Below are 21,649 nucleotides of genomic sequence, written 5' to 3'. Positions count from 1 at the left end.
TCAACGCGCAAAGGAATACGAATACCCATGATTGATGAGATTCTCTTCGAAGCCGAAGAACGAATGACCCATACCGTCGAACATACCCGTGAGGAAATGACCACCATCCGCACTGGACGTGCTAACCCGGCGATGTTCAACGGCGTTTTCGCTGACTATTACGGGGTTCGAACCCCCATCAACCAAATGGCAACTATTTCAGTTCCGGAACCGCGGATGCTGCTCATTAAGCCCTATGAGGCTTCAGCTATGGGAGAGATTGAAGACGCCATTCGTAACTCTGATTTGGGGGTCAACCCCACTAATGATGGCCAGGTGTTGCGAGTAACCGTTCCTCAACTGACTGAAGAGCGACGTCGGGATATGGTGAAGCTGGCAAAATCCAAGGGTGAGGACGGGAAAATCGCCCTGCGTAATATCCGCCGTAAAGGAATGGATCAATTAAAGAAGATCCAAAAAGACGGTGACGCCGGTGAGGATGAAGTTCAGGCGGCGGAAAAAGAGCTGGATAAGATCACCCACAATTATGTAGCTCAGGTTGATGAGGTGGTATCCCGGAAGGAAGAAGAACTCATGGCCGTTTAGTTGCTGCGGCGTTGATCTTGGGGGGTCAGCCACAGGGGGTAGGGAAGGAAACCGTGAAGAAGAGCACCCACAAACTTTCTCAGCAGGATTTTCTCAAGCCGCGAAATTCAGCCGGGCGAAACCTCAAAGCCGCCATCGGTGTGGGGGTTGGCTTAGGTGTGCTCGTTATCCTATGTATCCTGGTTCTTCCGGTTTTGTGGTACCCCTTAGTTGCCGCTGCCTTAGGACTAGCAACCTGGGAAGTTTGTACCCGGTTACGAGAAAACGGTTATGTTCTTCCGCGGACACTGCTAATTATCATGGGGCAAGCCATGATCTGGGCTAGCTGGCCTTTTGGAACAAAAGGGCTGGTGGCAGCGTATGTGACCGGCGTGTTGGCGCTGATGTATGGCAGGTTATTCCATCACGGCCCTACTACCGCACCGCAAAATTACTTGCGCGACACCACTGTAGGGATCTTTGTGCTGACGTGGATCCCTATGTTTGGAACCTTTGCGGCGATGCTATCCCGCATCGAAGTAGATGCGGCGAGTCCCTCCCAGAGCGAGGTGATTTTCGACGCCAATAGCGGTTCACTCTACATCTTGACCTTCATGTTGTGCGTCGTCGCATCGGATGTCGGAGGCTATGCCGCTGGCATCCTTTTCGGAAAACATCCCATGGCCCCCGCGGTGAGCCCTAAGAAATCCTGGGAAGGTTTTGCCGGTTCTTTAGTGGGTGGCGTCATTGTTGGCAGCTTGACAGTGAGTGTGCTCTTAGAACACTACTGGTGGATGGGCGCTATTCTCGGAGTGCTGATGGTGGTCTGTGCCACGTTAGGGGATTTGGTGGAATCCCAATTCAAACGAGAACTAGGGATTAAGGATATGTCGAATATTCTGCCCGGGCACGGGGGAATTATGGATCGCCTCGACGGAATGCTTCCGGCGGCCATGGTGACTTGGCTGATTTTGACGATCATTAATTCTTCTGGTGCAGTCTAGAGCGGCGGATGGTCGCGAAGAGATAGCGCAACACCGGTAGGGTGAAGTTATTGTCGCACTTGGCGGCGCAGTTGGATCATCCGGACACCACCTACGAGAGCCATGATTAAGGCGCCAAAAATCGCAAATAGCAGATAGATGAGGCCAGCAGAGAGGGTGAAATCCCAAGCAAGGAGAGTTACTGTTGCAGGTTGCTGATTCTGCACGATGAAAACAATGAGCAAAATAAGCAACAGTGCCCCGATAATCAGTCCCACCCAGGTACTGCCGGCCAGGGAGCCTTGGACTCGACGCGGCGACGGTGGGGGAGTTATGACAGCGTCATCAGTGGATGGGGTAGGCGATGAGGCAGAAGAGTCAGAGGTGTCCGTTCTCGTGTGCGGATCAGACTGGGGCGAGTGAGAAGGTGAGGATTGCGTCATACTGTCAAATGTACGCACTCTAAGGTTTTGACGTGGTTTTGCCCCATCTCTTCGACCGTGCAATGATAGCTACATCATGGCAAAACCAGTGGCGTTACAATTCTCCGCACCCAAGCGCGGGCTACCTCCGAAGCATTTTGCAGATCTTGATCGAGAACAGCGCATAGCCGTGCTCGCGGACCTCGGCGTCCCCAAGTTTCGGGTGGACCAATTAGCGCGGCATTATTATGGACGCTGCGAAGCGGATCCACACAGCATGACTGATTTGCCGGCTGATCTGCGCCCAAAGATCAAGGATGCCCTTTTCCCCACCCTCATGGAAGAGGTGAGGAGAATTGAAACGGATAACGGGGAGACCCGGAAAACCCTCTGGCGATTGCACGACGGTACTCTCCTTGAATCCGTCTTGATGCGCTATCCAGATCGAGCCACCCTATGCATTTCTTCACAAGCAGGGTGTGGGATGGCGTGCCCATTTTGCGCCACCGGTCAAGGTGGTTTGGATCGAAACCTCTCGACTGCAGAAATTGTCGATCAAGTGCGAGCTGCCGCTGCCACCATGAATGCTGAAGGTGGCAGATTAAGCAATGTGGTGTTCATGGGAATGGGAGAGCCACTGGCTAATTACAAACGAGTCCTTTCTGCGGTGCGTCAAATCACCAGTCCAGCTCCATCAGGATTCGGCTTATCGCAAAGAAATATCACTGTTTCCACGGTGGGATTAGCTCCAACAATACGAAAATTTGCTGATGAAGATCTCTCGGTTACGCTCGCTATTTCATTGCACACACCTGATGATGAACTTCGAGACACTCTTGTCCCAGTCAATAATCGTTGGCCAGTCAGCGAAGTTTTAGAGGCGGCACGATATTATGCCGACCGCTCTGGGCGTCGGATCTCTATTGAATATGCGCTGATTCGTGACATCAATGATCAACCATGGAGAGCAGACCTCCTGGCTAAGAAATTGCATCGGGCGTTGGGGCCACTGGTTCACGTCAATCTGATTCCACTTAACCCGACCCCTGGATCCCCCTGGGATGCCTCGCCCAAAGCTCGTCAAGATGAATTTGTTCGACGCATCATCGCGCAGGGGGTGCCGTGTACCGTGAGGGATACTCGCGGTCAAGAAATAGCGGCTGCCTGTGGACAGTTGGCTGCCGAAGATCGACAATAACCACGGGTTTTCCTTAACCTTTGTTAGTATAGGGCTCATGATGAGTCTTGACCCTAATCCGCGAAATGCAGCAATAGCACTTCGAGGTCTCAATAAAAGATTCGGCGACAAAATAGCAGTAGATAATCTTAGCTTAGATATTCCGCGTGGTTGTTTATGCGGAATTGTTGGACCAAATGGCGCTGGAAAAACTACCACTATTTCGCTTGCGACTGGTTTGCTGAAACCTGATTCTGGTGAGGCCTATATAGCGGGGTATAACACTTGGCTTGAACCTGAAAAGGTGAAAAAGCAGATGGGTTTACTCGCGGATAATAATCCTTATTTTGAACGATTATCCGGACCGGAATTATTGGCTTATGCGGGTGGATTGCGGGGCATGGAGCCAGATGTCATTGCGCAGCGAGGCTCAGAGTTATTAGAGACGTTGGGGTTAGCGGAAGCTGCGGATACGCGTGTCGTTGATTATTCCGCAGGCATGACAAAAAAGATTCTGTTAGCAGTAGCCATGCTGCATAACCCGGAAGTGTTGATTCTTGATGAGCCGTTAGAATCAGTTGATCCGGTGTCAGCTCGATTGATTCAAGACATTTTGAAATCTTATGTCCATCATGGTGGAACGGTTGTCTTAAGTTCTCATGTTATGGAGCTGGTGGAAGGACTGTGTGACCATGTCACCATTATCAACCAGGGTCGAGTCCTGCACAGCGCTAAAGTTTCGGAAATCCGCGGCAACCGTAGTCTGTCCGAAGTGTTTGTGGAACTTGTTGGTGGGGCAGAGCTAGATGAAGGTTCTTTGGCTTGGTTAGGGGGACCGCAAAATGAAGAAAATTAACTCCCCCGCTGAGGTCAGCACCAAAGATCGAATCCGCAATGCTTTTCCCGCCGCTCAACCACGGTGGCGGACCTTGATCAACTTGAGCTCATTATTAACCAGGAGACAAGTTAAAGAGAATAAGTCTGTCCTTGTTCTCTCGATATTAATTTGGATATATGTAACTCTAAGTTTAGTAGGGATAGGGATATTTCTTAATGAAGAGTTAGCTCACTCTAATTCATTTCCCCTCATAGCCGCAGTTTTCGGTATGGGAACACTATTATTAATATTTTGGGCTCTCTTCTTCCCCATGATGGATTTTCCCATCCCCCCGGCTTTGCTCCCCACCTACAATATCAGCGCCAAAGAATACTTCGCATCTATTTTTATCGGTTCTCTCTATCGACAACGCAGCATCTTGATAATCTTATGCACTATAATAAGTGCCATTATCATCGCTGTTTCGGTACCTCACTTAGGTGTGATTTCTTTACTACTGCTCATACTGGGGTCATTGCTATCAATAATCCTCACCTCAGCTGGTGCAACATTTTTAACCCTTCTTTTTAGTCACCGCGATCGCAGTTTCAAAGAGAAACTAGGAAAAATAGGGGGATTACTATTCTTTATTTTCATCATCGCGGTAAACCTTCTTTTTCACTCTCCTGATTTAACAGAAAACTACTCTGCAATCGGGAACATTCTCCAGTGGACTCCCTTAGCCGCCCCGGCCGGCATCATCGTTCAATCTCTTGCTGGGAATTGGTTAGGTGTAGTGGCAACCTCCCTCATAAGCCTTGCCACCATCGGTGCGGTTTTCTGGTTGAGCTATCGCCTCATCGATAACGAGGTAAAAAACCCAAGTGCTTATGCTGGCTCTCACTCCCGCACCAAGAAAGCCCGTTATGCTACCGAGTTAATGCAGCCAAAGAAGTTACTTCTTCCAGGTTTGCCGTGGTCTCCCATGTCCGTTGTATTTTCCCGCGCGGTGCGCTATATGCCTCGTGATAGCCGGGTTTCTGTGACGCTCTATACCATTCCGATTCTAGGAATATTCTTGACCATGCAGAGCTACCTCAATGGCTCTCATTCCTATGGGTATTTTCCGCCCTTAATGGTGGCAGTGCTCGGTTCAGTGATTTCTATTAACGACCACGGCTATGACGGTCCCGGGGTGGGTCTCCACATCCTTAGCGGCATTAAATCTCGCTCGCTCTTAGTGGGGCGCAATCTTCTAGGATTCGCCGTAGCGGGCTATAGCGTGATTATTACGCTAGTAGCGATGGTGGTTAGTTTGTCCCTCAAGGGAAACAGTGTCACGGAGATCGGGAATATCATTCTTCACGCGGCGTTTTTTAGCGTAGGCATCATTATTGTGGTCTCTGCTCTGGGGCTGGTGCTCTCAGAGTTCAATGCATATGCAGTTTCTCAACCGGGAACCTCTCCCTACGCTGAACGAAGTGGTTATCGTGCAGCAGCAATGGTAGCTAGTTTTGGTGTGCTCCTCTTCGGCTGGATCCCCGTGGTGCCAGGAATAATCCTTTCCTATATCGGGTCCAACTCGGGACAGCTGTGGCTTGATGTCCTAGGAGTGCTTGTTAGCATTTTGATTCCCGTCGGACTGTATCTGCTGGCCCTCCATCAGGCAGTGAAGAAATGGGAGTGTGACCAGGCCACGATATTCCAAAAAGTACGAGTTTGGTTAACATAGAAAATCCCGCTGATTGCCAGGATCTTCTTCTAACGAGGAAGAGATCCGGTATCAGCGGGGCAGCAGTGTTATTGCTTTTTCCGTGAAACTCTACGGAGAAAAGATTTATTAGGCTTCTTCCGGGGTGCGGAGAGCGTGTGCACCAGTGCGAGGAGCCTGAGCAGAGTTGTGATCGATAGCGCGAAGGTGTTGGACCCGAGCAGGATCAATATTTAAGGAGCGAAGCTGAGAATCACTCAGTTCAGCATATGGCCCTTGCAGAGTTGCCTGCAGATATGCCCATTCCGGCTCGCGGTGCCCCACCGGCTTATTGCGGGCGGTAAGGGTACGAACTTGGTGACCTTGCGGTTGGAAGAGGTGAATCAGCAAGCCAAGGGCAATAACTGCGGCGATCACCAAAAGCCAGATGGTTTCCACATGGCCGCGGTGGTTACCGAAGTGATAACCCAAGAGAATAAGGACAGAGATCCATCCTGAAATTTGAACTGCGGTACGGCTTAGCCCGTGCCATCCCCAAGCGGCGGAAGGTTCATCGAGAGTAGACACCCCATTGTAAATTTCCGGCTTGATTTCATGGGAAACAGCCACAGCGCTCTCCTTATGTAGCTACCTAATTCTTGTCCTCCTTATCTTACACATGTTTTCCTCAGATTCCCTGCTTTGCCATCCTTTTGGTTTACCCGAATGCGGGGTGTCTGGGGGTAGCTACATGTCCTTGCGAGCGTGATGCCAAGATAGGAGAATGATTCAGCGCATCTTGATCCTCGGCTCCACCGGCTCAATCGGCACCCAGGCTTTAGAAGTTATGGCAGCTCACCCAGATCTTTTTGAGCTTATCGGGATTGCGGCCCACGGTTCTCAGCCACAGCTCATCATTGACCAAGCTCGGCATTGGGGACTAAGCGCACACCAGGTAGCGGTGGCCGACCCCCAGGCCGCGTCGACCGTCTCGGCAGCTCTCGGTGCCGAAGTAATCAGTGGTGATGATGCTGCAGAGCAATTAGTCCGACGCTCCGCTGAATTGCCGTCGAGCCCAGACACAGTCCTCAACGCCTTGGTGGGATCCATGGGTTTGGCGGCTACCTTAGCGGTACTTGATACCGGGGCTCGGTTAGCTTTAGCCAATAAGGAATCTCTCGTTGCTGGTGGCCGGCTAGTGACGTCGAAAGCTCGAGAAGGTCAACTAATCCCAGTAGATTCGGAGCATTCGGCCATGGCGCAGTGTCTTCGCGCTGGCCGGACAAACGAGGTGAAACGATTTGTTCTTACCGCTTCGGGCGGCCCCTTCCGCGGGTGGTCCCGAGAGCGCATGTGGCCGGTAACCCCCACCCAAGCGGCAGCCCACCCTACCTGGTCAATGGGGCAAATGAATACCCTAAACTCGGCGACATTAGTGAATAAAGGGCTTGAGCTCATTGAAGCGACGCTGCTTTTTGATATCGACCCTGACATTATCGATGTCACGGTACATCCGCAGTCCGTCATCCACTCCATGGTGACTTTTCACGACGGGGCCACCATTGCCCAGGCTTCACCACCGTCGATGAAAATGCCCATTGCCCATGCCCTGCTATGGCCGAATCGTGTCCCTGAGGCCCAACCCGCCCTAGATTTTTTTGACTCCCATACGTGGACTTTTGAACCAGTAGATAATGACGCCTTCCCGGCAGTGGAGTTAGCGAGATCAGTTGCTCGACATGGGGGTGTGATGCCCGCGATTTATAATGCGGCCAACGAGGAAGCCGCAGCTGCTTTTTTGAATAACCAAATCAAATTCCCAGAAATTGTTGATATTGTCAGCGAGGTCTGCGCTGAGCTGACTCATTCCACCCTTGGTGCGAAGGGGAACGTCGAGGCGGCAATCCCTGACTTGCAGGAAGTGCTATCTGCGGAAGCCCAGGCGCGGGCCCAGGCCCAGCAACGTATCACTCAACGTTAATCCTCGGCTCTGAGGAGCCAGGTGTTGAGAGATCTGCGTCGAAACTATTGTTGTCAACCAATGTGCGGGAGTATCTACTGGTGGCTGCTTATCTACTAGGTGTTTTTCTTTTTGCCGTGGGGATCGCCGTAACCATCGCCCTCCACGAGTGGGGTCATATGACGGCGGCCCGCATCTTCGGAATGAGAGTGCGACGATACTTCATCGGCTTTGGCCCACGGGTTTTTTCTTTTCGACGAGGTCACACCGAGTACGGTCTTAAAGCAATCCCACTCGGCGGCTTTTGTGACATTGCCGGAATGACTGCTCAAGAGCAATTAACCCCCGAGGAAGTTCCTCACGCAATGTTTAATAAGCCCTGGTGGCAGCGCATCATTGTGCTCCTAGGTGGGGTGATTATGAACATCCTTGTGGGAATGATCATCCTCTATGGGGTGGCGGTGAGTTCCGGGATCCCTAATCCTTATGCTGATCCGTCGCCGGTGGTGGGAGAACTAAGCTGCGTGTCTAATCAGCGTGATGCTCAGCACCTGGAGGCTTGTTCGGGAACCGGTCCTGCCGAGAAGGCCGGTCTTCGGCCGGGGGATCGAATAAAAAGCATTGATGGCAACGTGGTTCAGAGTTTCAGTCAAGTTCGTGACTGGGTACTTGAGCGCCCTGGCCAAGAAATCCGACTTGGTATTGAACGGGATGGGCACCCTCAAGAAATCACCATCACTGTGGCGAGTGTAAATCGCCTCGATCACGACGGACACTCTTTCCGCGCTGGCGCCATTGGGGTAAACGCTGGGGCCCCGCCTGACGCGGTGCGGCGATTCGGCCCCATCGAAGCAATTCCAGCGACAGCTCAACTCTCAGCGCAAACGTTCTCCGCTAGCTTTCAAGGCCTCATGTCTCTGCCCGCAAAAATCCCGAGTGTGGCAATGTCTATTACAGGCAAGGAGCGAGACAAAGAAAGCCCGATGAGTGTGGTTGGAGCTTCTCGAGTAGGTGGAGAACTCGTAGAACACAACTATTGGAATGTGTTCTTCCTTCTTCTCGCCAACCTGAACTTCTTCCTCGCGTTATTTAACCTCATCCCGCTGCCTCCTTTAGATGGTGGGCACATAGCTGTGGTGCTGTGGGAGAAAATCAGAGATGGGGTTCGACGCCTCCGTGGCCTTCCTGCTGCTGGGCCCGCAGATTACTCGAAATTGATGCCTTTGACAATGACAATTGCGGCCATCCTGGTTGCTTTTGGCGCATTGGTGCTGGTGGCAGATGTGGTCAACCCCATCCGGTTATATCAATAGCTCGTTGATGGTGGAGTGTAGAATTTAGCTTCGTCGGTAACCGTTCTACGGTAGGAAAAATCGCAGAGGAGATTAGCGATAGTGTCTCAACCTATTGGTCTTGGTATTCCCGATACCCCGCCCCCCACGTTGGCGCCACGTCGAAAAACTCGTCAGCTCATGGTAGGGGACGTGGGGGTTGGCTCGGACTATCCGATCTCTGTGCAATCGATGACCACCACCAAAACCCACGATATTAATGCCACCTTGCAGCAGATTGCTCAGCTGACTGCAGCTGGTTGCGATATTGTTCGAGTGGCTTGTCCGAAAACGGTAGATGCAGAAGCCTTGCCGGCTATTGCGGCAAAATCTCCGATCCCGGTGATCGCTGATATTCACTTTCAGCCGAAATATATTTTCGCCGCCATTGATGCGGGGTGTGCTGCTGTTCGGGTGAACCCGGGCAATATTCGGGAGTTTGATGGCCGAGTCAAAGAGGTAGCTCAGGCTGCGGGGGATGCCGGTATTCCCATCAGGATCGGGGTTAATGCTGGTTCCCTCGATAAGCGACTTTTGGAAAAATACGGAAAAGCCACTCCGGAAGCTTTAGTTGAATCTGCGATGTGGGAAGCATCCTTATTTGAGGAGTGCGGCTACGGGGATATTGCTATTTCGGTAAAACATAACGACCCCGTGGTTATGGTAGAGGCGTATCGTCAACTAGCAGCTAAAACAGACTACCCCCTCCATCTTGGAGTAACCGAGGCTGGCCCGGCGTTCCAGGGAACCATTAAATCTTCTGTTGCTTTTGGATGGCTGCTGGGCTCGGGTATTGGCGACACTATTCGAGTATCTTTATCCGCTGATCCGGTCGAAGAAATTAAAGTGGGAGATCAAATTCTACAATCATTGAATTTGCGCCCCCGAAAATTAGAAATTGTTTCCTGCCCCTCCTGCGGACGTGCGCAGGTTGATGTCTACACCCTCGCCAACGAAGTAACAGCGGGCCTAGAAGGGATGAAATTCCCCCTTCGAGTTGCCGTCATGGGGTGTGTGGTTAACGGTCCGGGAGAAGCAAGAGATGCAGACCTTGGGGTAGCTTCAGGTAACGGTAAGGGTCAGATATTTGTTAGGGGAGAGGTCATTAAGACAGTCCCTGAATCGCAAATAGTTGAAACCCTCATCGAAGAAGCTCAGCGCATAGCAGAGGAACAAGGCTGGGACGAGCAAGAAGGAATGAGCCCGTCAGTCAAGGTTACAAACTAGAATAAGCCCTGGCTTAGGTGTGGCTTTCAGGTCACACCTTTTGTTGGTATTAGCCTCTTTAGCCATGAAGCGGCTCGTATCTGTCCTCCTTAGCGCCACACTTGGGGCTGGCACCTTAGTGGCGTGTACTCCACGACCAGCCGATCCGAAACCCGTGGCTGAAGAATTCCTTCAAGCCTTCGCTAACCAAGATTATGATGCCGCGCGTCAATACGTAGACCAGCCTGATAACGCTGACGATATGATGTCTCGCACCTTTTCAGGGTTACAGGCTGAGCAACTTGATACCGAGCTAGGAGACGTTGAGGTCCGAGATACAGTAGCTACGGTGCACTATAACCTCACATGGCATCTGCCTAAGGATCGTGAGCTTTCCTATCCAGCCCAAATGGTATTGACCTTGTCCAATGGGACCTGGACGGTACGGTGGCAGCCCAGCGTCGTGCATCCTCAGTTGGCTGCCCATCAGCACTTGGAATTGCGGCCAGTTCAGGCTCAACGTGCTAGCGTCATGACATCTGATGGGGCTGAAGTATTAGTTCCTGGTTCTAAACAGAGAATTATTGTAGATACCACGGCACTCAAAGATGATCAAGAGCGTCGTACCGTGGCAAATAATATCGCCAGAATTCTTTCGACTATTAATCGGGAAGATAGTTCCCAGCCGACTGTGAATCCAGATGAATTAGCTAATCAATTAGCGAAGAATCAGGGAAATTATTCGGTGGGGCTTATTTCTGATCAATTTAAAGATCAATTTAATCAAGCGATGTCCCGAACGACGGGAGTGCGGCTCAACGAAGAATCCGCAATGATTAACAAAGACCCGAATTTTGCTCCCGACATTATGTCCAGGGTTAATCGAATAGTAGCTGATGACCTTGATGGGAATAACGGTTGGCGAGTATCTACAGTCTCTGAGGATGGGGCAGCCTACACCGATGTTGCTTATCATGAACCCTCTCCAGCGCCAGCAGTGCGGGTGAGCCTAGACCACAAAGTCCAGGACGCCGCTCAGGCAGCCGTGAACACCCGGGGAAATATGCAAGCCATGATGGTAGTCATCAGACCATCTACCGGCGAGATTTTAGCGGTGGCCCAGACACCGGCCGCAGACCGGGAAGGTGACTTAGCCCTGATGGGACAGTACCCCCCAGGCTCGGTGTTCAAAATCATCACCGCTTCGGCAGGTGTGGAATATCAGGGCCTCCAACCGGGATCTACGGTGCCCTGTCCATCCACGATGGATATCGGCACCCGCATAGTGACGAACTATGCTGGCTTTGGCCTAGGAAATGTTCCTCTTCAAACCGCTTTTGCTCGCTCCTGTAACACCACATTTGCAGATATTTCAGCCCGACTGGGTGAAAAGGAACTTCAAAAAGTGGGACGAAGTTTCGGTATCGGCGTCGATTACGACATCCCTGGTCTCGACACTTTAACGGGTTCCATCCCGGACGGAACAGATATGTTAGAGCGAACGGACGCCGGCTATGGCCAGGGCAATGATCTAGTCAGCCCATTTGGTGTGGCATTAATGGCGGCGACTGCAGCCGTCGGTCATACTCCCACCCCGGTGCTTATTCAAGGGAAAGAAACGACAGTAAAAGACGGCTCTGATGCCCCACCCCAGGCTGCTATTGATGCTCTGCGTCCGCTGATGCGAGCCGTAGTAACCTCTGGTACTGCGATGGGAATGAAAGCCCAAGGAGATATTCACGCCAAAACTGGTGAAGCTGAATTCAACGGTGGTTCTCACGCCTGGTTTGCAGGCTATCGGGATGATTTGGCGTTTGCCACCTTGGTGGTGAAGGGAGGCGGGTCAGAAACCTCTGTGGCGGTGACTGATCACTTCTTCAACCTCCTGGATTCCGCAGGGGAGTAGCGGACTAGCATAGTCGCTATGTCTCAACGTTCACCATTGAAGCCAGGAAAACCAACACCCATCCGCCACGTCCCAGCACATATTCAGCGCCCAGAATACGTGTGGAAAGACACGGTCCAAGAAAACATCGGTGAACCCTATGTTCAAACAGCCGAGACTATAGAAAAGATGCGGGAGGCTTCAAAAATCGCGGCTAATGCACTAGCAGTAGCTGGTGCGGCCGTCGCCCCCGGGGTTAGTACGGATGAATTGGACCGCATTGCTCATGAGTACATGTGTGACCACGGGGCATACCCCTCTACCCTGGGGTATCGTCATTTTCCTAAGTCCTGCTGTGTGTCGCTGAATGAGATCATCTGCCACGGTATTCCGGATACTACGGTTATTGAAGATGGGGACATCGTCAATATTGACGTGACTGCCTATAAAAATGGTGTGCACGGGGATACCAACGCTACCTTTTTAGCGGGAAAAGTCTCTGAAGAACATCGGCTACTGGTGCAGCGCACCAAAGAAGCCATGATGCGGGGGATTAAAGCAGCAAAACCAGGCCGAGAGATTAATGTCATTGGTCGGGTTATTGAATCCTATGCTCATCGCTTCGGCTACAACGTGGTTCAAGATTTCACCGGCCATGGGGTTGGTCCGACTTTCCATAATGGGCTGGTCGTTTTGCATTATGATTCCATGGCTTATCGAGATGTCCTGGAACCTGGGATGACTTTAACTATTGAGCCAATGATTAACTTGGGAAGTTTGGACTATCGGATTTGGGACAACGACTGGACCGTGCAAAACACGGATTTTAAGTTTACGGCACAGTTTGAGCACACCATTGTGATAACTGATGAGGGCAATGAAATCCTCACCATTCCAGATGAGGGGCTTAACTAATCCCCGAAAGATCCACCACGCAGAGGGTCAGGAGACAAAAGCTAGTAACTGCGAACACAGGTAGCCGCCACTTCGCGGGGAGCCGAAGAATCCCGCCGGCGAGACAAGCTATGGTTGCGCCAGGAATGACGTATGTTGATGCCAGGAAGAGAGTAATGCCAAACTGGCCTCCGGCGAGTAAGACGCTTAGGGCGTGTAGAGCTCCGACGCCGAGAACTAGGAGACCGCCGAGACTAGAGAGCCAGGAACCCATGCGGCTGATTCTGCTGGACTCGCGGCGCCAGAGACCCTGGACGGTAACCAGGGAGCTAGTGGACACAATAGCGGCGAGCAACCACACCAGGGCCCGGTGGTGAGAGATATGTGGGGTAATGCTGGCGATAACGAGGCAAAAACCTGTCATGAGGGCCAGGAGAGATAAAGCTATCTGCGTTCGGAGGGGTGTGGTTGGCTCCTCTGGGGCCCGTGGTGGCAGGGTGGCGGAATTCCGATGCGGCGCAGCTAGTGACGCCATTGCCTAAAACTCCAAACCAAGCAGGGCGTTTTCAATAACTTCTGGCAGTGCTGGATGGATCCAATATTGCTGAGTAGCTACCTCGGAAACATCGAGATCAAACGCCATAACAGTGATGAGTTGCTGGATCAGGGTAGAAGCTTGGGGGCCAATGAGGTGGGCGCCCAGGAGTTTCCTAGTTTTCTTATCCGCAATGAGTTTCACAAAGCCGGTGGTGTCTTCGAGCGCCCACCCATAGGCAACATCCCCATAGTTTTGGATTTTGACCGTCAGTTCATAGCCTTGATCTTGGGCTTGCTGTTCGGTCAACCCTACGTAGGCTACTTGGGGGTGGGTAAATATTGCCGCGGGAACATGCTTATGCGGCATGGGTTGAAGATCGTCGGGATGCAAAAGATTGTGTCGCACCGCCCGCATCTCTGCATTAGCGACATGTTTGAGCAAATAAGGTGAGGAGATATCACCGAAAGCCCACACCCCTGGTGCGGAGGTGCGGCCGAACTCATCTACTTTGATGCGTCGACCGTCTTCGGCGAGCTCAATGCCTGCTTTATCGGCGTCTAAAAGATCACCATTAGGAATTCGGCCAGTAGCGACCAAAAGAGCGTCAGCGTTGAGTTCTGTGCCATCGCTGAGGCTGAGTTTGACGCCATGATCAGTATTTTCTGCAGATTGGATATCGACGCCAGTATGGGTGTCGTAACGTTGCTGAACTATGTCATTAAGGCGAGTGCAGACATCGTGATCCAGAGAGCGAAGCAACTTCTCCGATCGGTTCACAAGAGACACTTTTGTGCCCAGAGCATCAAAAACGTGGGCAAATTCCAGCGCGATATAACCGCCACCGACAATAATCAAGGACTCCGGCTGCTGTTCTAGCCGCATAATATCCTCATTGGTGTGGTAGGTGACTCCAGAATTCGCAATCACATCCAGGATCTGCGGTCGCGACCCGGCGGCGATGACAATAGCATCCCCGGAAATAATCTTTTCTTCTGATCCCACACCCGTCTTTAGAGTTTTCGGGCCAACGAAGACTGCGTGATGGTCATAGACATCAATATTCGGAGTTTCTGGCCCCCGCCGATAGTCCTCTCCGCCTTTGGCGATGAGATCAATCCGATTCCGGAACACTCGGTCAACAATGTGCTGCCAATCTACGCGGTCAACACCACCATGGATCCCTAGTTTCTGTCCCTCGGCAATATCAAAGGCAACATCAGCTGCGTGGACATACATCTTGGTAGGGATGCATCCTACGTTCAGGCATGTTCCGCCGAAAATACCTTCTTCGATAATCGCTATTGACTGATCGTCAAATTCCGGGGTGGGGATCGAATTTCCAGAGCCGGTTCCGATAATGATCAAAGAATAATGCTTATCAACGGCTGGTGTGCTCACGATGTTCCAAATCCTCCTGGAGTGGTTTGAGTTCAGCTTGATCCTACCGGCTGGGATCTGCCCCAATAGAGTTCAACCATTGCAGAGTTTTAGCAAAGGCCTCCGCTTGGGCATGATGAAGTGAACAGAATACATCATGGCGGGCACCTTGAATAGGTTCGACGCTCACCTGCTGGCCGAGAAGCGGGGCGCGATCGTGAATCTGCTGGACGTCGAGGACAGTGTCAGTGGCATTGGCTACTGCACTATAGGAGTGATTGAGCCAGGAAGCCGAAGAGCACAGAGTTAGCGTCGGCACCCCCACGTCGACATGGTGTTGATGGATTTGCCGTTGGCCTCGAACAATAGCTCGTAACCATCCGAAATATTTCGGGTGTCCGTTGATCGGTTTAAGGTTGAGGTCATAGTCCCAATTCCTGGAGGGGTCTGATTGGAGTGATGTGCCGTAGCATCCTAAGTCACCGCCGGGTACTTCGAGAGTGGGGAAAGCTTTGCCCAATTTATCGACGATGGGAGTGGCTATTTTCACAAAAACCTTGGGGTACATCATATCTAACCAGGGGCTATTGAGGATGAGGCCCTTAATCAGGTGGAACCGGGGATCATGGTCCTGATTCATCTGGTTAAGCCACAACGGCACAATTAATCCTCCCGTGGAATGGGCGATTGGAATAATGCTGTTGTGACCGGCACCGTGTAGAGCATCAACTGCGGCATAGAGATCCGGAAAATACTCCTCTAGATCCGTACAGTAATGCCATTTTTGGCCGCTACGATGACTTCGTCCGCATTTCCGAAGATCCACCGCATATACCGCATATCCGTGTTGGTCAAAGAACTCGGCAACGTGGGTATGAAAGAAATAATCAGTCATCCCGTGGACCCACAGCAAGGCGGGGCGGTGATCTTCCTTCGTGGTGGAAGAGGTAGCGGTGGGACGATAACGAACCACTGTGGCGTAGACCTCGCCCTCATCTTGAGGATCTTCTCCCAAGGGAATGGTGAGGGATTGGTAGTCCGGGCCTAAAATATCTGGTTCCCAGGCTGGCCAGTCATGGTTCACTGTAGTCATAGAAACATAGTGTAGGGGGTATAAGCCGGGGGTGGAAGTTCAGAGCATCTCCACCGTCTGGGGGTCTTATTGGCCAGAGGCCTGGGGGAGGGGAGTAGGGTATATGGGCAATGAACCTACGTGACTTTTATTAAGGGGTAGATCTTCGTGGCTCGTATAAACAGTGGAAATAGCTCCGCTTTAATGGGGGAAGTAGATATTGCCCTCATCGGTGCGGGCATCATGAGTGCCACGCTCGGCGCTATCTTCCGTGAACTAGAACCATCATGGACTCAGGTAATTTTTGAGCGTTGTGATGCTCCGGCAGAGGAATCATCCTCGCCCTGGAATAACGCCGGTACCGGCCATTCTGCGCTGTGTGAGTTGAACTATACGCCAGAAAACCATGGCAAAGTGGACACCGCGAAAGCAGTAAATATCAATGAAAAGTTCCAGCTTTCCCGGCAGTTTTGGTCTCACCAAGTAGAAAAAGGTGTGTTGGGGGATCCGAGCGAGTTCATCAATCCGGTCCCGCACGTTTCCTTCGCTAATGGCGAAGACCAAGTTCGCTACCTGCGTCGCCGTTATGAAGCCTTACGGACTTTGCCGCTGTTCCCGGATATGCAGTTCACCGATGACCGAGCCACCTTCGATGAAATGCTGCCGCTCATGGGTGAAGGCCGGGCGGCGGGAGACCGGGTTGCTATCTCCTGGTCGAATAATGGTACCGATGTTAATTTCGGTGCTCAGACCCGGCAGTTTGTTGATGCGGCGATCCAGCAGGGTACTGAAGTTCGTTACGGGCATGAGGTCACCAACATCTCCGCACATGGGGATAAATGGAAAGTCACTGCCAAGAATCGCCACACCGGTGAATCCCAAACCATCATTGCGAACTTCGTTTTTGTTGGTGCTGGCGGTCAGGCTCTCCCCCTCTTGCAGAAGTCTGGAATCTCTGAAATCAAAGGCTTCGCTGGATTCCCGGTATCAGGCCAGTGGTTGCGATGCACCAACGAGGAATTGGTGGAAAAGCACGCAGCCAAGGTGTACGGAAAGGCGTCTGTGGGTGCCCCGCCGATGTCTGTTCCTCACCTTGATACCCGCGTTATCGACGGGAAGAAAGGCCTCATGTTTGGCCCTTATGCTGGCTGGACCCCCAAGTTCTTAAAGCATGGCTCAAATCTAGATCTTTTTAAGTCCATGCGAGTGGGCAACATCCCCTCATATCTGGGTGTAGGTGTCCAGGAGATGGGTTTGACCAAGTACCTAGTTACTGAATTGCTCAAGGACATGGATGCTCGGATTGATTCGCTTCGGGAGTACATGCCTACCGCACGTAAAGAGGACTGGGAGCTTATTATCGCTGGGCAGCGGGTGCAGGTGATTAAACCTGCTGGTGTTCCGCGGTTCGGTTCCCTGGAATTTGGCACCACCTTAATTAATAACTCCGCCGGTACCATTGCTGGGTTGCTGGGTGCATCCCCTGGTGCCTCTATTGCACCTTCCGCGATGATTGAACTTCTTGAGCGCTGCTTTGGTGGTTACATGATTGAGTGGAGTGGAAAGATTAAGGAAATGTTCCCCTCCTACGGAGTGAAGCTATCTAATGAGCCGAAACTCTTTGAAGAGCTGTGGGATCACTCTCAAAAGGTTCTCAAACTGGAGCGTTAAGGCCGAACAATAACGGTCTAACTCCACAAGCCTCCCAGAATAGTTGTCTGGGAGGCTTGTCCTTTTAGGTGCCGCAATAGGTGATGTAGGGTGGGGCATCCTTCGGGGCCGGTTGAGCATAGGGATCTGCGAGGAGAAGCTGGGGGTCTTGGTCTTCTTGTAGTTGTCGGAATGGCTGGTAGACGTGACGTTCTAGATCCTTGAAAAGTGTGTCGTCACCATCCTCGGCTGCCTTGAGTGCGGCCTCAACGAGGTGATTTCTGGGAATGTAGAGGGGATTATAAGCGAACATGGCTTCGGTATCGGGGTGGTGTTCTTTCCAACGCCGATACCACTTTTCCAAGGGAGCAGGATAGATTCCAGCGGACAGACCCCACAGAGTTGTAGTGTTATCGCAGTGATACTGAGTCATGAGTGCTACGAGTTCATCTATGATCTCGTGGGTAGCCGGTGATGGGGCTAAGCCTAGGGCTCGTGACATTTCGGCGAGCCACATCGTACGATAGCGCTGCGGAATTGCTTCCACTAGTTCGGTGGCTTTTGCTGCTGCTGTGTTGGGGTCTGGGTGAATAACGGGTAATAATACTTCGGCTAAACGCGCGATATTCCACCCTAGAATGAGTGGCTGATTCTTAAATTGGTATCTGCCCTGATGATCGATGGAACTAAAACAGGTGGAGGGGTCATAGTAATCCATAAAGGCGCACGGACCATAATCAATAGTGTCCCCATTAAGCGTGGTGTTATCGGTGTTCATCACGCCATGAATAAAACCCAGCCGCATCCACTTACTGACAGTCAATAACTGTTTTTCAATGACATAGTCTATGAGATCTAAACCAGGATTACCGTATTTACCCGGTAGCTGAATTTCGTCAATTATCCTCAAAAGTAAATCTATATCTGCTTTATCATGTTCCACCAAAAGCCGGCTAAATTGAACTGTTCCAACTCTCAAATGATTATCTGCCACCCTCACCAGAAGCGCTCCTGGCTGTACGCCCCGTCGCATAATCTTTTTTGAGGTTGCTATCACTGCTAGACACCGAGTTGTTGGAACTCCTAAAGAATGCATGGCCTCGGAGATCAAGAATTCACGAAGCATGGGCCCCAGCACCGCATACCCATCTCCGCCACGGGAAAAGGGAGTAGCACCAATGCCTTTAAGGTGGAGGTCGTGGCGATGTCCTTGAGGATCAATGATTTCACCGAGCAGCGCAGCGCGGCCGTCACCGAGCATGGGGCTAAATTGCCCAAATTGGTGGCCGGAATAACCTTGGGCCACTGGGTGTGCGGAACAGCCCGGATGGACGCCACATAAAAACTTCACCCCGTCGGGGCTGGCGAGCCATTCGGGAGATAGCCCGAGCTCAGTAGCTAAAGAACTATGGATAGCTACGAGTCGAGGCTGTGGGGGTTCTTCCGGACGCACCGGAATCGACAGTTCCGGGAACGTGTCGGCGAAATAGTGCTCCAGGTGGGGAAGGTCAGCCATGGGTCCTAGGATACAAAAAGGAACTAACTTTCACTTTCTGCGACAATAAGGTGGATTTCATTGGAACCATATTTTTCCACCTGGAAACCGTGAGAATCTGCAAATTGGATAACATCATCCACGTGACAGAAATCCTCGGGCGCTTCTGCCAAACACCGCGCAAAAACTCCCTTGTATTTTTTATTGAAGTGGCTGACTATGTACCGGGTTCCGTCGAACCTTTCTTGGAAAACCTTCAGCGAAATTCCTGAGCGGGGTTTCCCTAAATCAGCATAAGCACCGGAGCGTAAATCGAGGATAAGCTCGTGACGGTTATCCAAGGCCTCACTCAATTGAGGTTTCCACCGGGATTTTAAAGTGGGGGAGGTTCCATCGAGTTGAGGAATTTTATTAGTGGCAGATAACCGATAGTGGGGGATCGGATCCTGAGCAGAAAGAACACCAAATAACGCCGAACCAATCGCTAATCGTGGAAAAGCAATGGGAGATAACGTTTCGGCTTTAAGGGCATCATAAAGAACGCCGGTGTATCGGAAAATAGCGGGCATGGTGGGGGAGTCAAGGAGTTCGAGGTTGGCCTCCCCCTCCGGCCATAGTCGATCTGAAAGTTTCAGGGCCTGTTGCATGGCGGAGGGTTCCAAAGCTAAAAGATCGTTGATCAATGACTCACGAATGGAATTAAGCTCCGGAAAATGCAGGTTCGACAGGTCAAGAGGTTGACCATCACCGCCATGAGCTTTGGTTTCTGAAGGTGGGAGGATAATGAGCATAGCTCCTACCCTAGGCGGTAAACTCTCCGTCATGATTACCCGCCTGTCCACGTTGTTTCTGCGGACTCTCCGAGAAGATCCAGCAGATGCTGAAGTTCCCAGCCATAAGCTTTTGGTTCGTGCCGGATATATCCGAAGAGTCGCCCCGGGGGTGTACTCCTGGTTGCCTTTGGGATTACGCACTTTAAAGAAAATTGAAAACGTAGTGCGTGAAGAAATGGACCGGATGGGTGCCCAAGAACTCAGCTTCCCGGCGCTCTTGCCGCGTGAGCCCTATCAAACCACTAATCGATGGACCGAATATGGTGACGCCCTCTTCCGGCTTAAGGATCGGAAATCTGCCGATTACTTGCTGGGGCCAACGCATGAGGAGTTATTCACCCTCACGGTGAAAGATCTTTATTCCTCCTACAAGGACTTCCCCGTCATCCTTTATCAGATCCAAACCAAGTATCGGGATGAAGAGCGGCCGCGCGCCGGGATTCTCCGTGGTCGCGAATTTGTCATGAAAGACTCCTACTCCTTTGATATGTCCGACGCCGGGCTGGACGAGTCTTATGCTAAACATCGCGTCGCCTACCAGCGTGTTTTTGATCGACTAGGGGTAAACTACGCGATTTGCCAAGCAACCTCTGGAGCAATGGGAGGATCCGCATCGGAGGAATTCCTGGCGATTTCCCCAACCGGTGAAGATACTTTTGTCCGCTCCACTGAGGGAAATTACGCGGCGAATGTCGAAGCAGTGGTTACTCAGCCAGGAACCCCGCGGCCTATTGACGGTCAGCCCGAAGCCCAGGAGTATGAGACCCCTGATGCTGAAACCATGGATACCCTTTTAGCGTGGGCCCGTAGCCAAAATATTCACGTTGATGGGCGCCCGGTGGAATTATCCGACACCCTGAAGTGCTTAATGGTGAAAATCACCGAATCTGGCAAGGAGCCACAGCTGACCGGCATCCTGTTGCCCGGTGATCGGGAAGCGGATATGAAACGCCTAGAAGCAGCATGTGAGCCAGCCACGGTGGAATTAGCTTCCGAGGAAGACTTCGCCGCCAACCCATTTTTAGTTAAAGGCTATGTGGGCCCCCGGGCTCTAGCCGACCATGACATCACCGTATTGGCTGACCCCCGAGTTGTGCCAGGAACATCCTGGATCACCGGTGCAGATAAGAAGAACCATCACATCGTGGGTTTGGTGTGTGGGCGTGATTTTCAACCCGATGGCACCATCGAAGCTGCAGAAATTAAGGAAGGTGATCCAGCCCCTGAAGGGATGGGAACACTCACCCTAGAACGAGGAATCGAGATAGGGCATATTTTCCAGCTTGGTCGTAAATACACCGAAGCTTTTGACGTTCAAATTCTCGATGAAAACGGTAAGCGCAGCGTTCCTACCATGGGTTCCTATGGCATCGGGGTTTCCCGGTTAGTAGCCGTGTTAGCTGAACAGCGTCATGATGACAAGGGTTTGAATTGGCCGGTAGAAGTTGCTCCCTATCCGGTTCATGTAGTGGTGGCGAATAAGGATTCCGCTGCTACCGAGGCGGCGGAACAACTAGTTGCGGATCTTGATGCTGCCGGGATTGACGTCTTATATGATGATCGGCCGAAGGTGAGCCCCGGGGTGAAATTCAAAGATGCTGAGTTACTTGGGATGCCTTATACCGTGGTGTTTGGGCGTCGCTATGGTGATGGGGTAGTAGAGCTGCGGGAACGCGGCGGGGAGACCACAGAGATCTCTGCTGCTGAGATTACTGCTGCTGTCCTTGACATTCTTGGTTAAGCGAAAAATCTGAA

General features: G+C 51.7%; 19 protein-coding genes. 12 read left to right on the top strand and 7 right to left on the bottom strand.

Going from position 1 to position 21,649, the window contains the following annotated elements:
- The first annotated feature begins 27 nt into the window (after positions 1 to 27).
- On the top strand, positions 28 to 585 hold the full coding sequence (frr, locus tag GP475_RS07300; RefSeq protein ID WP_187975848.1) for a ribosome recycling factor: 558 nt from the start codon (positions 28 to 30) through the stop codon (positions 583 to 585).
- Between the two features lie 53 nt (positions 586 to 638).
- Positions 639 to 1,568 (top strand): phosphatidate cytidylyltransferase, encoded by a 930-nt coding sequence (locus GP475_RS07295; protein ID WP_187973775.1) that lies wholly within the window; start codon positions 639 to 641, stop codon positions 1,566 to 1,568.
- 47 nt (positions 1,569 to 1,615) lie between these two features.
- Here the strand turns inward: GP475_RS07295 and GP475_RS07290 are convergent, their stop codons facing one another.
- Positions 1,616 to 1,990 carry a LapA family protein gene (locus GP475_RS07290; RefSeq protein ID WP_187973774.1) on the bottom strand — a complete coding sequence of 125 codons (375 nt, stop codon included), beginning with the start codon at positions 1,988 to 1,990 and terminating at the stop codon, positions 1,616 to 1,618.
- A 76-nt stretch (positions 1,991 to 2,066) separates the two neighbouring features.
- Between GP475_RS07290 and rlmN the strand changes: the two genes are divergently transcribed.
- Genes rlmN through GP475_RS07275 form a run of 3 tightly spaced genes read left to right on the top strand, consistent with a single transcriptional unit; the run spans position 2,067 to position 5,695 of the window.
- Positions 2,067 to 3,167 (top strand): 23S rRNA (adenine(2503)-C(2))-methyltransferase RlmN, encoded by a 1,101-nt coding sequence (gene rlmN / locus GP475_RS07285; RefSeq protein ID WP_187973773.1) that lies wholly within the window; start codon positions 2,067 to 2,069, stop codon positions 3,165 to 3,167.
- Between the two features lie 37 nt (positions 3,168 to 3,204).
- Positions 3,205 to 4,002 (top strand): ABC transporter ATP-binding protein, encoded by a 798-nt coding sequence (locus tag GP475_RS07280; protein WP_187973772.1) that lies wholly within the window; start codon positions 3,205 to 3,207, stop codon positions 4,000 to 4,002.
- Complete coding sequence (locus GP475_RS07275) at positions 3,989 to 5,695, top strand: hypothetical protein (protein WP_187973771.1); 1,707 nt, start codon at positions 3,989 to 3,991, stop codon at positions 5,693 to 5,695. Before GP475_RS07280 ends, GP475_RS07275 begins: the two co-directional genes overlap by 14 nt.
- A gap of 108 nt (positions 5,696 to 5,803) precedes the next feature.
- Here the strand turns inward: GP475_RS07275 and GP475_RS07270 are convergent, their stop codons facing one another.
- Positions 5,804 to 6,283 carry a DUF2631 domain-containing protein gene (locus tag GP475_RS07270; RefSeq protein WP_187973770.1) on the bottom strand — a complete coding sequence of 160 codons (480 nt, stop codon included), beginning with the start codon at positions 6,281 to 6,283 and terminating at the stop codon, positions 5,804 to 5,806.
- Between the two features lie 154 nt (positions 6,284 to 6,437).
- Between GP475_RS07270 and dxr the strand changes: the two genes are divergently transcribed.
- From dxr to map, 5 genes are all read left to right on the top strand, one after another.
- Positions 6,438 to 7,634 carry a 1-deoxy-D-xylulose-5-phosphate reductoisomerase gene (dxr, locus tag GP475_RS07265; protein ID WP_187973769.1) on the top strand — a complete coding sequence of 399 codons (1,197 nt, stop codon included), beginning with the start codon at positions 6,438 to 6,440 and terminating at the stop codon, positions 7,632 to 7,634.
- An 80-nt stretch (positions 7,635 to 7,714) separates the two neighbouring features.
- On the top strand, positions 7,715 to 8,926 hold the full coding sequence (locus tag GP475_RS07260; protein ID WP_187973768.1) for a M50 family metallopeptidase: 1,212 nt from the start codon (positions 7,715 to 7,717) through the stop codon (positions 8,924 to 8,926).
- Positions 8,927 to 9,007: 81 nt separating this feature from the next.
- Positions 9,008 to 10,171 carry a flavodoxin-dependent (E)-4-hydroxy-3-methylbut-2-enyl-diphosphate synthase gene (gene ispG, locus GP475_RS07255; RefSeq protein ID WP_187973767.1) on the top strand — a complete coding sequence of 388 codons (1,164 nt, stop codon included), beginning with the start codon at positions 9,008 to 9,010 and terminating at the stop codon, positions 10,169 to 10,171.
- A gap of 64 nt (positions 10,172 to 10,235) precedes the next feature.
- A complete protein-coding gene (locus GP475_RS07250) occupies positions 10,236 to 12,056 on the top strand; it encodes a penicillin-binding transpeptidase domain-containing protein (RefSeq protein WP_187973766.1) in 1,821 nt (606 codons plus the stop codon).
- An 18-nt stretch (positions 12,057 to 12,074) separates the two neighbouring features.
- Positions 12,075 to 12,950 carry a type I methionyl aminopeptidase gene (gene map / locus GP475_RS07245; RefSeq protein WP_187973765.1) on the top strand — a complete coding sequence of 292 codons (876 nt, stop codon included), beginning with the start codon at positions 12,075 to 12,077 and terminating at the stop codon, positions 12,948 to 12,950.
- Here map and GP475_RS07240 read toward each other — a convergent pair.
- The 3 genes from GP475_RS07240 to GP475_RS07230 are packed head-to-tail and all read right to left on the bottom strand — an operon-like array spanning position 12,943 to position 15,937.
- The gene (locus tag GP475_RS07240) at positions 12,943 to 13,464 is read right to left on the bottom strand and encodes a hypothetical protein (protein ID WP_187973764.1); all 522 of its coding nucleotides are present in this window, start codon (positions 13,462 to 13,464) and stop codon (positions 12,943 to 12,945) included. The two genes, map and GP475_RS07240, sit on opposite strands and share 8 nt — an antisense overlap.
- 3 nt (positions 13,465 to 13,467) lie before the next feature.
- Positions 13,468 to 14,865, bottom strand: coding sequence for a mycothione reductase (gene mtr, locus GP475_RS07235; RefSeq protein WP_187973763.1), 1,398 nt, complete (start codon positions 14,863 to 14,865; stop codon positions 13,468 to 13,470).
- Positions 14,866 to 14,908: 43 nt separating this feature from the next.
- The gene (locus tag GP475_RS07230; RefSeq protein WP_187973762.1) at positions 14,909 to 15,937 is read right to left on the bottom strand and encodes an alpha/beta hydrolase; all 1,029 of its coding nucleotides are present in this window, start codon (positions 15,935 to 15,937) and stop codon (positions 14,909 to 14,911) included.
- Between the two features lie 183 nt (positions 15,938 to 16,120).
- On the opposite strand from GP475_RS07230, the gene mqo reads away from it, so the two are divergent.
- Positions 16,121 to 17,587 (top strand): malate dehydrogenase (quinone), encoded by a 1,467-nt coding sequence (mqo, locus tag GP475_RS07225; RefSeq protein WP_187975847.1) that lies wholly within the window; start codon positions 16,121 to 16,123, stop codon positions 17,585 to 17,587.
- A gap of 64 nt (positions 17,588 to 17,651) precedes the next feature.
- On the opposite strand, the gene GP475_RS07220 is transcribed toward mqo, so the two are convergent.
- Positions 17,652 to 19,082, bottom strand: coding sequence for a protein adenylyltransferase SelO (locus GP475_RS07220; protein WP_187973761.1), 1,431 nt, complete (start codon positions 19,080 to 19,082; stop codon positions 17,652 to 17,654).
- 23 nt (positions 19,083 to 19,105) lie between these two features.
- Positions 19,106 to 19,852 (bottom strand): YaaA family protein, encoded by a 747-nt coding sequence (locus tag GP475_RS07215; RefSeq protein ID WP_187973760.1) that lies wholly within the window; start codon positions 19,850 to 19,852, stop codon positions 19,106 to 19,108.
- A 31-nt stretch (positions 19,853 to 19,883) separates the two neighbouring features.
- On the opposite strand from GP475_RS07215, the gene GP475_RS07210 reads away from it, so the two are divergent.
- A complete protein-coding gene (locus GP475_RS07210) occupies positions 19,884 to 21,635 on the top strand; it encodes a proline--tRNA ligase (protein ID WP_187975846.1) in 1,752 nt (583 codons plus the stop codon).
- Positions 21,636 to 21,649 lie beyond the last annotated feature (14 nt).

Source organism: Corynebacterium poyangense, assembly GCF_014522205.1.
Taxonomy (GTDB): Bacteria; Actinomycetota; Actinomycetes; order Mycobacteriales; family Mycobacteriaceae; genus Corynebacterium; species Corynebacterium poyangense.
The sequence above is the reverse complement of the archived record's forward strand: the minus strand, read 5'-3'. Positions and strand labels throughout refer to the sequence as shown.